Annotated in this window: 12 protein-coding genes; 3 read left to right on the top strand and 9 right to left on the bottom strand. The window is 66.8% G+C overall.

Features of this window, described 5'->3' with window-relative positions; translation table 11 throughout:
• Positions 1 to 15 precede the first annotated feature (15 nt).
• From pyrG to DES44_RS13760, 6 genes are all read right to left on the bottom strand, one after another.
• Entirely contained in the window at positions 16 to 1683 is a 1668-nt protein-coding gene (pyrG, locus tag DES44_RS13785) for a CTP synthase (protein ID WP_058935434.1), read from the bottom strand.
• Positions 1684 to 1813: 130 nt separating this feature from the next.
• Complete coding sequence (locus tag DES44_RS13780) at positions 1814 to 2713, bottom strand: alpha/beta hydrolase (protein WP_083525645.1); 900 nt, start codon at positions 2711 to 2713, stop codon at positions 1814 to 1816.
• A gap of 37 nt (positions 2714 to 2750) precedes the next feature.
• On the bottom strand, positions 2751 to 5351 hold the full coding sequence (mutS, locus tag DES44_RS13775) for a DNA mismatch repair protein MutS (RefSeq protein WP_058935433.1): 2601 nt from the start codon (positions 5349 to 5351) through the stop codon (positions 2751 to 2753).
• A gap of 138 nt (positions 5352 to 5489) precedes the next feature.
• On the bottom strand, positions 5490 to 5792 hold the full coding sequence (locus tag DES44_RS13770; protein WP_058935432.1) for a helix-turn-helix domain-containing protein: 303 nt from the start codon (positions 5790 to 5792) through the stop codon (positions 5490 to 5492).
• Positions 5776 to 6159: a type II toxin-antitoxin system RelE/ParE family toxin gene (locus DES44_RS13765; protein WP_058937449.1), complete on the bottom strand. Its 384-nt coding sequence runs from the start codon at positions 6157 to 6159 to the stop codon at positions 5776 to 5778. Before DES44_RS13765 ends, DES44_RS13770 begins: the two co-directional genes overlap by 17 nt.
• Positions 6160 to 6417: 258 nt before the next feature.
• A complete protein-coding gene (locus tag DES44_RS13760) occupies positions 6418 to 7398 on the bottom strand; it encodes an inositol monophosphatase family protein (RefSeq protein ID WP_058935431.1) in 981 nt (326 codons plus the stop codon).
• A gap of 123 nt (positions 7399 to 7521) precedes the next feature.
• On the opposite strand from DES44_RS13760, the gene DES44_RS13755 reads away from it, so the two are divergent.
• Positions 7522 to 8316 (top strand): RNA methyltransferase, encoded by a 795-nt coding sequence (locus DES44_RS13755; RefSeq protein WP_083525644.1) that lies wholly within the window; start codon positions 7522 to 7524, stop codon positions 8314 to 8316.
• A 47-nt stretch (positions 8317 to 8363) separates the two neighbouring features.
• Positions 8364 to 9131, top strand: coding sequence for a serine O-acetyltransferase (cysE, locus tag DES44_RS13750; RefSeq protein ID WP_058935430.1), 768 nt, complete (start codon positions 8364 to 8366; stop codon positions 9129 to 9131).
• Between the two features lie 50 nt (positions 9132 to 9181).
• Here the strand turns inward: cysE and DES44_RS13745 are convergent, their stop codons facing one another.
• Genes DES44_RS13745 through yjgA form a run of 3 tightly spaced genes read right to left on the bottom strand, consistent with a single transcriptional unit; the run spans position 9182 to position 10865 of the window.
• Positions 9182 to 9661, bottom strand: coding sequence for an FKBP-type peptidyl-prolyl cis-trans isomerase (locus tag DES44_RS13745; RefSeq protein WP_058935429.1), 480 nt, complete (start codon positions 9659 to 9661; stop codon positions 9182 to 9184).
• An 18-nt stretch (positions 9662 to 9679) separates the two neighbouring features.
• Positions 9680 to 10270 (bottom strand): molybdopterin adenylyltransferase, encoded by a 591-nt coding sequence (mog, locus tag DES44_RS13740; protein ID WP_058935428.1) that lies wholly within the window; start codon positions 10268 to 10270, stop codon positions 9680 to 9682.
• Positions 10263 to 10865 carry a ribosome biogenesis factor YjgA gene (gene yjgA, locus DES44_RS13735; protein ID WP_083525643.1) on the bottom strand — a complete coding sequence of 201 codons (603 nt, stop codon included), beginning with the start codon at positions 10863 to 10865 and terminating at the stop codon, positions 10263 to 10265. Before yjgA ends, mog begins: the two co-directional genes overlap by 8 nt.
• 75 nt (positions 10866 to 10940) lie before the next feature.
• Here yjgA and pmbA point away from each other — a divergent pair, with 75 nt between their 5' ends.
• Positions 10941 to 12308 carry a metalloprotease PmbA gene (gene pmbA, locus DES44_RS13730; protein ID WP_058935427.1) on the top strand — a complete coding sequence of 456 codons (1368 nt, stop codon included), beginning with the start codon at positions 10941 to 10943 and terminating at the stop codon, positions 12306 to 12308.
• The last annotated feature ends 44 nt before the right edge of the window (positions 12309 to 12352 follow it).

The following is a 12352-nucleotide window of genomic DNA, read 5'->3' as shown; positions in this document are numbered from 1 at the left end:
GGTGGCTCAGGCCTGTCAGGCCTTGTTGCCTGCGTGCCCGTTCTTGGTCTTGTGCTCGAGGGCGGCCTTGATGAAGGCGGTGAACAGCGGATGGCCGCCCCACGGGGTGGACTTGAATTCCGGGTGGAATTGCACGCCCATGTACCAGGGGTGGACCGTGCGCGGCAGCTCGACGATTTCAGTGAGTTTCTCGCGCTGGGTGATGGCGGAGATCACCAGGCCCGCGTCCTGCAGCCGGTCGAGGTAGTGCTCGTTGGCTTCGTAGCGGTGGCGGTGACGCTCGGTCACCACCGGGCCATAGATCTCATACGCCAGCGTGCCGGGCTTGACGTCCGAGCTCTGGGCGCCCAGGCGCATGGTGCCGCCCAGGTCGGACTTCTCGTCGCGCTTCTGGATGGTGCCGTCGGCGTCCTGCCACTCGTCGATCAGGGCGATGACCGGATGTGGGGCTTCCGGGTCGAACTCGGTGGAGTTGGCGCCGTCCAGATGGGCCAGGTGGCGCGCATATTCGATGGTCGCGACCTGCATGCCCAGGCAGATGCCCAGGTAGGGGGTGCGGGTCTCGCGGGCGTACTGGGCCGCGCGGATCTTGCCTTCCACCCCGCGCTTGCCGAAGCCGCCGGGCACCAGGATGGCGTCGTACTTGGACAGCTGCTCGACATGGTCGTCGTCCAGCGTCTCGGAGTCGACGTATTCGATGTTCACGCGGGCATGGTTGTGGATGCCGGCATGGCGCAGCGCCTCGTTGAGCGACTTGTAGCTGTCCGACAGGTCGGTGTACTTGCCGCACATGGCGATGGTGACTTCGGTCTTGGGATTCTCGACCTCGTGCACCAGGGTGTCCCAACGCTTGAGGTCGGTGGACTTGGTGTTGAGCTGCAGCTTGGTGCAGATGAGCTGGTCCAGACCCTGCTCATGCAGGACGCGGGGCACCTTGTAGATGGTGTTGACGTCCCACATGGAGATCACGCCGTATTCCGGGACGTTGGTGAACAGAGAGATCTTCTCGCGTTCGTCGTCGGGGATGCGGCGGTCGGCACGGCACAGCAGCGCGTCCGGCTGGATGCCGATCTCGCGCAGCTTCTGCACGGTGTGCTGGGTGGGCTTGGTCTTGAGTTCGCCGGCAGCGGCGATCCAGGGGACGTAGGTCAGATGCACGAAGGCCACGTTGGTCGGGCCGAGCTTGAGGCTCATCTGACGCGCGGCTTCCAGGAAGGGCAGCGATTCGATGTCGCCGACCGTGCCGCCGATTTCCACGATGGCCACATCCACCGCGTCCGGCGTGCCATGACCGGCGCCGCGACGGATGAATTCCTGCATCTCGTTGGTGATGTGGGGGATGACCTGGACGGTCTTGCCCAGGTAGTCACCCCGGCGCTCCTTCTCCAGCACCGACATGTAGATCTGGCCGGTGGTGAAGTTGTTGCTGCGCTTCATCCGCGTGGTGATGAAGCGCTCGTAGTGGCCCAGGTCCAGGTCGGTTTCGGCGCCGTCGTCCGTCACGAACACCTCACCGTGCTGGAACGGCGACATCGTTCCCGGATCCACGTTGATGTAGGGATCCAGCTTGATGAGGGTGACTTTGAGGCCGCGGGATTCGAGCAACGCGGCGAGAGAGGCGGATGCGATGCCCTTGCCGAGGGAGGACACGACACCGCCGGTGACGAAGACGTACTTGGTCATTGTCTTGCAGCGCCCTGGTTCTTCCGCCAAAAACGCCGTGGTGGTAAAGCGGCATTATAGGCCCCTTCCAGGGGCGGCCTCCGGGCGGGGGGATGAGGGCTGTGGGGGAGCTGTTGGGGGCGCGAGACTGTCAGTCGGCAGCGGGGCCCAGATGCATCTCGTCCAGGAGCGACAGCACCAGCGCCGCCGTGTCATCCGGCCGCTCGAACGGGTAGAGATGGGTGCCTTCGAACCACCGGAACAGGTCTCGCGCCAGTGCCTTGGAGCCGGCTGCGCCCGCCTGCCGAAGTTCTTCCGACTGCGTCCCGGCGATGAAAGCGACGGGGCAGCGCGGGGGATGATTGCGCAGCACGCGAGGCAGGTTGTGCGGCAGCGTGTTGTAGATGCGGGTCTCGATGTCCCGGCTGAAGCCGAGCTTGATGCGCCCGTCTTCCAGCCGATCGAAGCCGCTGTCGATGTAATCCTTGAGCACGCGTGGGTCCCAGCGGGCGAATTTGCTCTTGCTGGCGAAATGCTGGTGCACCTCCTCCAGGCTGGGCCACTCGTGGCGCCGGGTCCGCGAGACCTTGCCGGGAGACACCCGGTGGATGAAGCGGGCCGCCTTGGCCATCTGCACGCTGTGCGCGCGCCATCCGTCCACGACCGGGGAGTCCAGCATCACCAGGCCCGCTGCCAAGGAAGGCCGCTTGCAGGCCGCCAGCAGCGACACCATGCCGCCCAGCGAATGGCCGGCGAGCACCACCGGTCCGTCCGGCCGGACCTCGTCCTCGATGAAGTGCAGCAGCTCGTCGCGCAGATGCGGCCAGTTGCTGGTGACCGGAAACCGCGGGTCATGGCCGATGCGCGGCAGCGCATGCACCGTCCACCCCGCCGTTCGCCAATGCTCGAACAGCACGCGGTAGCAACCAGCGGGGAAGCCATTGGCATGGGAGAAGACCAGGGTGCGGGTCTTGGGCGGCGTCGGCACCACCGCGTCCCGATGGGAATGCGCCTGTGCCTTCGAGGGAGGGTGGGGATGGGCGGTGCTCATGGAAGTGTTCGATCAGTCCTTCAGCAAAGCCCAGCCCTCAGGGGCGGTGGCTGGCCATCGATTTGAGTTGATACAGCATCGCATGCGCTTCGCGGGGGCTCAGCGCGTCGGGGTCGACATCACGCAGGGCGTCCAGCAGCGGTGACTCGATCTCTGCGGCCGCGGACGGTGCCGGTTCGGGCGGCGGTGCAAACAGGTCGATCTGGGTCTCGCCCTCGCTGGCCCGTGCTTCCAGGGCCTCGAGCGCCGCCCGGGCCTGTCGCACCACCGGCGACGGCATGCCGGCCAGGCGCGCCACCTGCACGCCGTAGCTGCGGCTGGCGGGGCCGGGTTGGATTTCGTGCAGGAAGACGATGTCCTCGCCGCTTTCAACGGCCGACACATGCATGTTGATCGCCTGCGGATGCTTGGCCGGGAACTCGGTCAGCTCGAAGTAGTGGGTGGCGAACAGCGTAAACGCCCGGCACTTGTCGTGCAGGTGGGTGGCGATGGCACCTGCGAGCGCAAGCCCGTCGAAGGTGGACGTGCCACGCCCGATCTCGTCCATCAGCACCAGCGACTGTTCCGAGGCGCTGTGCAGGATGGCGGCTGCCTCGGTCATCTCCAGCATGAAGGTGGACTGGGCATTGGCCAGGTCATCCGCCGCACCGATGCGGGTGTGGATGGCGTCGATCGGCCCCAGGCGGCAGCTCGTGGCCGGCACATAGGCGCCGATGGCCGAGAGCAGCGCAATCAGCGCCACCTGCCGCATGAAGGTCGATTTACCGCCCATGTTGGGGCCGGTGATCACCATCAGCTTGGTGCGGGCGTCCAGCCGGCAGTCATTGGCCATGAACTCGCCCGCACCGGTCTCACGCAGGCGGGCCTCCACCACGGGGTGGCGTCCGCCCTGGATGTCGATGCAGGGGTGGCTGACGAAGTCCGGGCGGCACCAGTTGAGCGTTGCGGCGCGTTCCGCCAGCGCGGCCAGCACATCCAGCGACGCCAGCGACCGCGCCAGGCGGCCCAGGGTCGGCAGTTCTTCGGTCAGTTGGTCGATGACGGCTTCGAACAGCAGCTTTTCGCGCGCCAGTGCCCGTTCCTGGGCGGACAGGGCCTTGTCCTCGAAGGCCTTGAGCTCCGGCGTGATGAAGCGCTCGGCGTTCTTCAGGGTCTGACGGCGCTGATAGTCCATCGGCACCTTGTCCAGGCCGCTGGTGGTGACCTCAATGTAGAAGCCATGCACCTTGTTGAACTGCACCCGCAGGTTGCTGATGCCGGTGCGGGCGCGTTCGCGGGTTTCCAGGTCCAGCAGGAAGGCGTCGCAGTTGTTCTGGATGCCGCGGAGCTCGTCCAATTGCTCATCGAAGCCGGTGGCGATGACGCCGCCGTCGCGCAGCAGCACGGCAGGTTCTTCGGCAATCGCACGGGTCAGCAGCTCGGCCAGGTGCGGCGAGGCGCTCAGGCCCTGAGAGAGTTCCTCGAGCAGCGGGGCGCCCATGGGGACGGTCTGGGCCAGCTCGGGCAGGATCTGGAGCGTGGCGCGCAGCCCGGCGAGTTCACGTGGGCGCACCTGCCGCAGGGCCACGCGGGCGGCAATGCGCTCCACGTCCGACACCTGGCGCAGGGCTTCGCGCAGTGGCTCGAAACCGGTGGTCAGCAGCTCGGCAATGGCTTCCTGGCGGGCCTTTGCGGGCGCGCGGTCTCGCGGCGGATGCAGCAGCCAGTGGCGCAGCGCGCGGCTGCCCATGCCGGTGCGGCAGGTGTCCAGCAGCGACAGCAGGGTGGGCGAGGTCTCGCCGCGCAGGGTCTGGGTCAGTTCCAGGTTGCGCTGCGTGGCGGGCGGCAGGTCCAGCAGGTCGGTGGCGCGCTGCACCTCCAGGCTCTTGACGTGCGCCAGGGCCCGGCCCTGGGTGTGCTCGGCATACGAGAGCAGGGCGGCGGCGGCCGCGTGGGCGGCGGTCAGCTCCTGGGCATTGAAGCCTTGCAGGCTGGCGACCGACAACTGCTCACAGAGCTTGCGCTGGCCGAGCGATGCATCGAACTGCCAGCTGGGGCGATTGGTGATGGGCAGCCGGGCGGCGAGCACGGCGGCGGGGTGCTTGTCGCGGTCCACCAGCACTTCGGCGGGGGACAGGCGGGCGAGCCAGGAGCCGAGGTCCCGCTCGTCGCATTGCGCCAGGCCCAGTTGGCCCTGGGTCAGCGACAGCCAGGCCAGGCCATGGGTCTTGCCCTGGGTGGTGACGGACAGGAGGATGGAGTCCTGCTTGTCGGCCAGCAGTTCGGTGTCGGTGACGGTGCCGGGGGTGACCACGCGCACCACTTTGCGTTCGACCGGGCCTTTGCTGGCGCCGACTTCGCCCACCTGCTCGGCAATGGCCACGGCCTCGCCCAGCTTGATCAGCTTGGCCAGATAGGCCTCGAGCGCATGCACTGGCACGCCGGCCATGACCACCGGCGCGCCGGCACTCTGGCCACGGGTGGTGAGGGTGACGTCCAGCAGCTGGTTCGCCTTGCGCGCGTCGTCGTAGAAGACCTCGTAGAAGTCTCCCATGCGGTAGAACACCAGCGTCTCCGGGAACTCAGCCTTGATGCGGAGGTATTGCGCCATCATTGGCGTGTGCTGGGAGAAATCGTCGGGGGCGGCGGCGCTGCTCATCGGGCTCGAAAAATGAACAAAGCCCCCGGACCGAGGGCTTGTGAAAGGTCTGCGGAGCGAGAGTGTAGGGCAGCGTCGCCGGGGTGGCGGAGAGACTCCTGCCAAAGAGGCGCTACACCCCCCGTGCGGGGGCGGCCTTCAGAGAATGGCCTGCAGCCCCTTGTCCGCGATGACATTGAGCAGCTTGAGCGCCGGGCCGGTGGGCTGCGTGCTGCCTTGTTCCCACTTCCGGATGGTCGATGCCGTGGTGTGGAGATGCAGGGCGAAGACCGGCTGGCTGAACTTCAAGGCCTCGCGCAGTTCGCGGATGTCCGACGCGCTGAACGGCCGCACCGGCGGCGGACAGAGGGTGTCGAACTGGCGCATGGTGAGCTTGGAAACGGCTCCCACGTCATGCAGCGCCGCCAAGTCGCCGCGCAGGGATTCAATGATCTTGCTCACAACCAACCTCCATCAATACGCCTGACCTGAGTGCCTCGGTGAGCGCCTCGCCAGACAATTTGAGAAATACCTTGCCAACGAACTGCAAGCCCTTCTTTTCCGCCGCCGTGATGTTGTCCTTGTCGCTCTTGGCGAACCCGTGAAGGAACACGTAACGCAGTCCGACCATGGCGGACAGCACCGTCCTGTATCCCCCGCTTTTGCCACGACCGAGCCGCGCCACACGCTTTTTGAAGAGCATGCATCCAAGGTCGGCATCCACCAACCCGCTGCGCATTTCCTGGACGGCGGCGCAAAGCGCGGCATCGGGCAGCCCTTCGCGCTCTTGCCATCGTGCGAATTCCTTGCGCTTGAGAACTTCCGGCATGCGATACCCCGAAACATACCCGATACGGGCATATATTTCCAGTCCCATCTGCTTGTGTCCGAAGCCCATGGTCAAACGGGTCGTCGTCGTTGCGTGGTGATGGGGTGTCGCCCCTAGTCGGGATGCACAACACCCTGGTTCGCGGCTGGGCCGGCTCGCGAAGCAGGCCCTCCAAGGGGCGGCACCCACGCAAAAAAGCCCTCACTCGGAGGGCTTCTGGAGGGCTTCTGGTCGGTCGGGCGCGAAAGCCCGGCAGGCTTACACCAGCGGCTCGGAGTCTTCGCTCGACTCGGCCTTCTTGATGCGCACCGGGCCGCGCTTCTTAGGCGCCGCGTCGGTGCCGTCAGCCGCCTTGGCGGTCTTGGCCTTGGGCTTGACGCCGTCCGGATGCTGCGCCGCCTGCGCGTCGGCTTCCAGGTCGTCCGCCGTGATCACGCGGGAGTAGGGCGCCAGCGTCTGCACCACCTGGCCGTAGATCTTGGGGCTGCCCGCAATGATCTCGCGCTGGAAGAGGAAGTCCGGCTCGCCGGTGAAGTTGCCCACCAGGCCGCCTGCCTCGGTCACGATCAGCGACCCCGCGGCCACGTCCCAGGGGTTCAGGCCCGTCTCAAAGAAGGCGTCGTAGTAGCCGGCAGCCACGTAGCACAGGTCCAGCGCCGCGGCACCCGGGCGACGCACGCCGGCGCACTGGGTCATGATCTCTTCGAACATCTTCATGTAGCGCTTGAAGTTGTCGCCACGGCGGAAGGGGAAGCCGGTGCCGATCAATGCATCGCTCATGCGGGTGCGGCGCGACACGCGCAGGCGGCGGTCGTTCAGGAAAGCGCCGCGGCCCTTGGTGGCGTAGAACAGGTCGTTGCGGGTGGGGTCATACACCACCGCCTGCTGCACCACATTGCGGTGGGCCAGGGCGATGGACACGCAGTACACCGGGAAGCCGTGGATGAAGTTGGTGGTGCCGTCCAGCGGGTCGATGATCCACTGATATTCGGAATGGCGGGCGCCGTGGGCGCGGCCGGATTCTTCGGCCAGGATGCCGTGCTCCGGATAGGCCTGGAGCAGGATGTCGATGATGGCTGCCTCGGCAGCCTGGTCCACCTCGGTCACGAAGTCGTTGGGCGACTTGGTGTTGATCTTCAGGATGTCCAGATCCATGGAGGCGCGGTTGATGATGGCGCCTGCAGCACGGGCCGCCTTGATGGCGACGTTGAGCATGGGATGAAGAGCGGCTTGCGTCATGCGTGACGATTCCTGAACTTTGGAGGTGGACTGACGGGGAAGAAAGAGCGTCGCAAAAGCGTTCCGCAGGCATAGCCGCCGCGGATAATCCGCCATTTTGGCACAGAGTTCGTGGTTTCCCCTATGTCGCAGCCGCCCCACCTCACTGACAGCGCCGAAAACGCCACGAATCCCGCGGCAGATCCCACCCGCTTTGTGCTGATCGAAACCAGCCACCCGGGCAACGTGGGCGCGACCGCCCGCGCCATGAAGGTGATGGGTTTCAAGGACCTGGTGCTGGTGCGCCCGCGTTTTGCGGATGTGCTGAGCCAGGAAGAGACCGTCGCCATGGCCAGCGGCGCCGCCGACATCCTGGCCCGTGCCCGCATCGTGGACCGGCTGGAAGACGCGCTGGACGGGTGCACCTTCGTCTGCGCCACCGCCATGACCCCGCGCGACTTCGGCCCGCCCACGCGCACGCCTCGCGACCTGTTCCAGGAACTGGCCGCTGCGCCGCAGGGCCAGGCGCACCGCGTCGCGCTGGTCTTCGGCTCGGAGCGCTACGGCATGAGCAATGAAGACGTCTACCGCGCCCATGCGGTGCTCTCCATTCCCACCCATCCGGTCTACGGTTCGCTGAACCTGGCCCAGGCGGTGCAACTGCTGGCCTACGACTGGCGGCAGGCGCTGGGCGGCTACGACGTGCAGGCCCGCACCACTGACCCGCAGCTGGCCGATGCCCAAGCGGTGCAGGGGCTGCTGCGGCATCTGGAGGGCAGTTTGATCAAGCTGGGCTATCTGGACCCGGCCGCGCCCAAGAAGCTGATGCCGCGGCTGAACCAGTTGTTCAACCGGGCGGCGCTGACGCAGGAGGAGGTCCACATCCTGCGGGGTATTGCCCGGGCCATCGACAAGCAATGCGATCGGCCTGAGCAGTAAGGGCCCTGGTTGGCTACACTGCTTGCCCCCTTTCGCCTGCCACCGCCATGTTCCAACGTCTTCGCGAAGACATTGCCTGCATCCTCGAACGCGACCCCGCCGCCCGCTCGGCCTGGGAGGTGCTGACCTGTTATCCGGGTTTGCATGCGATCGTCCTGCACCGCTTCGCGCATGCCTGCTGGACCCGCGGTTTCCGCTGGCTGGGCCGGTTCACCTCACATGTGGCGCGTTTCCTAACGGGCATCGAGATCCACCCGGGCGCCACCATCGGCCGGCGGGTGTTCATCGACCACGGCATGGGCGTGGTGATCGGTGAGATGGCCGAGATCGGCGACGAAGTCACCATCTACCAGGGCGTGACCCTGGGCGGCACGTCGCTGGTGAAGGGCGCCAAGCGGCATCCCACGCTGGAGCGGGGAGTGATCGTCGGCGCCAATGCCTGCGTGCTGGGCGGTTTCACCGTGGGCGAGGGCGCACGGGTCGGCTCCGGTGCCGTGGTGACCAAGCCGGTGCCGGCCGGCGCCACCGCCGTCGGCAACCCGGCCCGCATCATCGAAGCCAAGGCCGATGCACGCCGCGAAGAGGCAGCCGCCCGCATGGGCTTCTCCGCCTATGGGGTCAGCCAGGGGGATGATCCGATGGCGCAGGCCATGAAGGGGCTGATCGACAACGCGTCTTCCCACGAGCATCAGATCGCACTGCTCTGGCAGGCGATCACCACGCTGTCGGAGGCGCAGCGCAAGGACTGCGTGCCGGCCGGTGCGCAGCAGGATGAACGCTTTGATGCGGGCGAGCTGGAGCGACTGGTGAAGTAGAAAAAGGGCGCCCCGCAGGGCGCCCTTGTCGCACTCAGACCTCGCAGGTCTCAGTGATGATGACCATGCGCGCCGTGCGCATGGCGGTGCTCGATCTCTTCCTGCGTCGCGGCCCGCACCTCACGCACCTTCAGGCTCACCTGCAGATGCTGACCAGCCAGCGGATGGTTGCCATCCAGATGCACGGTGTCGCCCTTGATCTTGGCCACGGTGAACACGCGGAACTCGGCGCCTTCACCGGCCCGCACTTCCAGCTGGCCGCCCACCTTCACGCCAGGCGGGAAGTCCTTTTTCGGGATGGTGAGGGCCAGGCTCTCATCACGCTCGCCGAAGCCGTTTTCCGGCGTCAGTTGCAGCGTCGTCTGGAAGCCGGTTTCCTGGCCTTCCAGCGCGGCTTCAATGGCCGGCAGGGTGTTGCCGTAGCCACCGATCAGCAGTGCCATCGGCTCGTCGGTCTTCTCGATCACGCGGCCGAGCTTGTCGGCCACCTTGATGTCGACGGTGGCGATGGTGTCCTTGGTGATTTTCATGGATTGGGATCTCGATGATCAGCCCTGGCGCGCCGGGCGCTGGGCCGATTTGGGTCGGAAAGCGGCGCAGACCTCGTCCCGCGTTTCCAGATAGGGGCCGCCGATGAGGTCGATGCAGTAGGGCACGGCGGCAAAGATACCCTTGGCGGCCGGATGGCCGCCCAGCGTTTCAGCAATGGCCTTGGGCTGGCCAGGCAGATTGATGATGAGCGAGCGGCCCCGGATCACCGCCACCTGGCGGGACAGGATGGCCGTCGGCACGAAATGCAGCGAGATCTGGCGCATCTGCTCGCCAAAGCCGGGCATTTCCCGATCGGCCACGTCCAGTGTGGCCTCGGGCGTGACGTCGCGCGGCGCCGGACCGGTGCCCCCGGTGGTGAGCACCAGGTCGCAGCGGGCGTCGTCCACCAGCTCGCGCAGGGTCCGGGCGATGGTCTCGCGCTCATCCGGAATCAGTCGCGGCTCGAAGTGCAGCGGATTGATCAGGGCGCGGCTCAGCCAGTCCTGCAGGGCGGGGACACCCTGGTCGGCATACACGCCGGTGGAGGCGCGGTCGCTGATGGAGACGATGCCAATGCGCACCGGCTCGACCGGACGCGGGTCAGTCATCGCGGTCGCTGTCGTCATGGTTGTCGTGGTCGTCGTCGGAGACATCTGCGTCGTCGCCGGCGGTGCCGTCGGCCCTGGCCTGCGCCAGCACCTGCGACTTGATCATCTGGAACAGCTCCCGCCAGGCGCGGCCGTTGCGCTGCTCGGGCGCCTGCGCGCGGTCCTTGCGGGCCGCACGGATGAGGCTGCGCAGCTGCTGCACATCGGTGTCCGGGAAGGTGTCGATGTAGTCCTGCAGGGCGGTGTCTTCTTCCACCAGTCGCACACGCCAGCGTTCGGCCTGATGCAGTTGCAGGCTGTCCTGGGCGCGGCCCAGCTTGAATTCCGCGACGGCTTCGCGGATGGGCGCCGGGTCGACATGCCGCATCAGTTTCCCGATGAGCTGCAGCTGGCGCCGCTTGCCCTCATGGGCGCCCTTGATGCGCCGGGCTTCGGCCAGTGCGTCCATCAGGGCTTCAGACAGGTTCAATGCGGCGACGCGCTTCTCGGGCAGGGAGAGCAGTTCCACCCCCAGCGCCTGCAGGGCGGCCATGTCCCGCTTGAGCTGGCTCTTGCTGGGGCGTTCGTCGTCGGGATCTTCGTAATCGTCGTACATGAGGCAATGGGGTGGGGCCGGTCGGGACAGGCGCAGGGCCCGTATGATAGTTCTTTGCACCAGATTCGAGATCTCATGAGTCAAGCCCAACAAGGATTTGCCTACAGCCAGGACCAGTTTCGCCAACTGATCGAGGACGTCCTCGCCGAAGCGAAGCAGCTGGGTGCGTCGGATGCCGGCGCCGAAGTGTCCGAAGGTTGCGGGTTGTCCGTGTCGGTCCGCCGGGGCGATCTGGAGAATGTGGAGCGCAACCGCGACAAGTCCCTGGGCATTTCCGTCTACCTCGGACAGCGCCGCGGCAATGCCAGCACCTCCGACTTCTCGCCCAAGGCCCTGAAGGACACGGTCCGCGCCGCCTTCGACATTGCCCGCTTCACCGCCGAGGATGAGTTCGCCGGCCTGCCGGCCGACGACGAGCTGTCCCTGGACGAAGCCAGCCGCCCGGCCCTGGACCTGTTCCATCCCTGGGACATCACCGCCGAAGCGGCCGCCGAGCTGGCGCTGCGCTGCGAGCGTGCCGCGCTGGACGTGGACCCGCGCATCACCAATTCCGAGGGCGCTGCCGTCTCCGCGCAGCAGTCGCATTTCTTCACCGGCAACAGCCGGGGCTTCCGCGGCGGCTACGCCAGCTCGCGCCATTCGCTGTCGGTGGCGCCCATCGCCGGTCGTGGCGCCGGCATGGAGCGGGACGCCTGGTACAGCTCCATGCGGGATGCCGCCGAGCTCTCCAGCCCCGAATCCATCGGCCGTTATGCGGCGGAGCGGGCCCTGGCCCGCCTGAAGGGCCGCAAGGTCAAGACGGCCAATGTGCCGGTGCTGTTCGAGTCGCCGGTGGCGGCGGGCCTGCTGGGCGCACTGGTGCAGGCCACCAGCGGCGGCGCACTCTACCGCCGCGCCACCTTCCTGCTGGACAGCCTGGACAAGCCGGTGCTGGCTTCCCACATCGACGTGGTTGAGGACCCGCACATTCCCAAGGGCAAGGGCAGCGCCCCGTTCGACGACGAAGGCGTCATCACCCGTCCGCGCACGGTGGTGGAGGGCGGCACGCTCAAGGGCTACTTCCTCTCCACCTACTCGGCCCGCAAGCTGGGACTGCGCACCACCGGTCATGCCGGCGGTTCGCACAACCTGACCATGCGCAGCCGCTGCACCGCCCCCGGCGACGACCTGCCCACCATGCTGCGTCGCCTGGGCACCGGTCTGTTCGTCACCGAGCTGATGGGGCAGGGCGTCAACTACGTCACCGGGGACTATTCACGCGGCGCCAGCGGCTACTGGGTGGAAAACGGCGTGATCGCCTTCCCGGTGAATGAGGTGACGATTGCCGGCAACCTGCGGGAGATGTTCCAGCAGATCGTGGGCATCGGCGCCGACACCTACAACCTGGGCAGCAAGTCGGTGGGGTCCATCCTCATCGAGAACATGAAGCTGGCCGGCTCCTGATGCATCCCCCGGGGCCAGCCCCGGGCAGCCCTCGATTGACGAAC

The organism is Roseateles depolymerans (assembly GCF_003387155.1).
GTDB classification, from domain to species: Bacteria; Pseudomonadota; Gammaproteobacteria; order Burkholderiales; family Burkholderiaceae_C; genus Roseateles; species Roseateles depolymerans.
The sequence above is the reverse complement of the archived record's forward strand: the minus strand, read 5'-3'. Positions and strand labels throughout refer to the sequence as shown.

Bases quoted from the DNA above. Each gene is read 5' to 3' on its own strand.
- mog (WP_058935428.1), bottom strand. From the start codon at position 10,270: ATGACTGACCCGCGTCCGGTCGAGCCGGTGCGCATTGGCATCGTCTCC.
- mutS (WP_058935433.1), bottom strand. From the start codon at position 5,351: ATGAGCAGCGCCGCCGCCCCCGACGATTTCTCCCAGCACACGCCAATG.
- pmbA (WP_058935427.1), top strand. From the start codon at position 10,941: ATGAGTCAAGCCCAACAAGGATTTGCCTACAGCCAGGACCAGTTTCGC.
- DES44_RS13745 (WP_058935429.1), bottom strand. From the start codon at position 9,661: ATGAAAATCACCAAGGACACCATCGCCACCGTCGACATCAAGGTGGCC.
- cysE (WP_058935430.1), top strand. From the start codon at position 8,364: ATGTTCCAACGTCTTCGCGAAGACATTGCCTGCATCCTCGAACGCGAC.
- pyrG (WP_058935434.1), bottom strand. From the start codon at position 1,683: ATGACCAAGTACGTCTTCGTCACCGGCGGTGTCGTGTCCTCCCTCGGC.
- DES44_RS13765 (WP_058937449.1), bottom strand. From the start codon at position 6,159: ATGCCGGAAGTTCTCAAGCGCAAGGAATTCGCACGATGGCAAGAGCGC.
- DES44_RS13760 (WP_058935431.1), bottom strand. From the start codon at position 7,398: ATGACGCAAGCCGCTCTTCATCCCATGCTCAACGTCGCCATCAAGGCG.
- DES44_RS13780 (WP_083525645.1), bottom strand. From the start codon at position 2,713: ATGAGCACCGCCCATCCCCACCCTCCCTCGAAGGCACAGGCGCATTCC.
- yjgA (WP_083525643.1), bottom strand. From the start codon at position 10,865: ATGTACGACGATTACGAAGATCCCGACGACGAACGCCCCAGCAAGAGC.
- DES44_RS13755 (WP_083525644.1), top strand. From the start codon at position 7,522: ATGTCGCAGCCGCCCCACCTCACTGACAGCGCCGAAAACGCCACGAAT.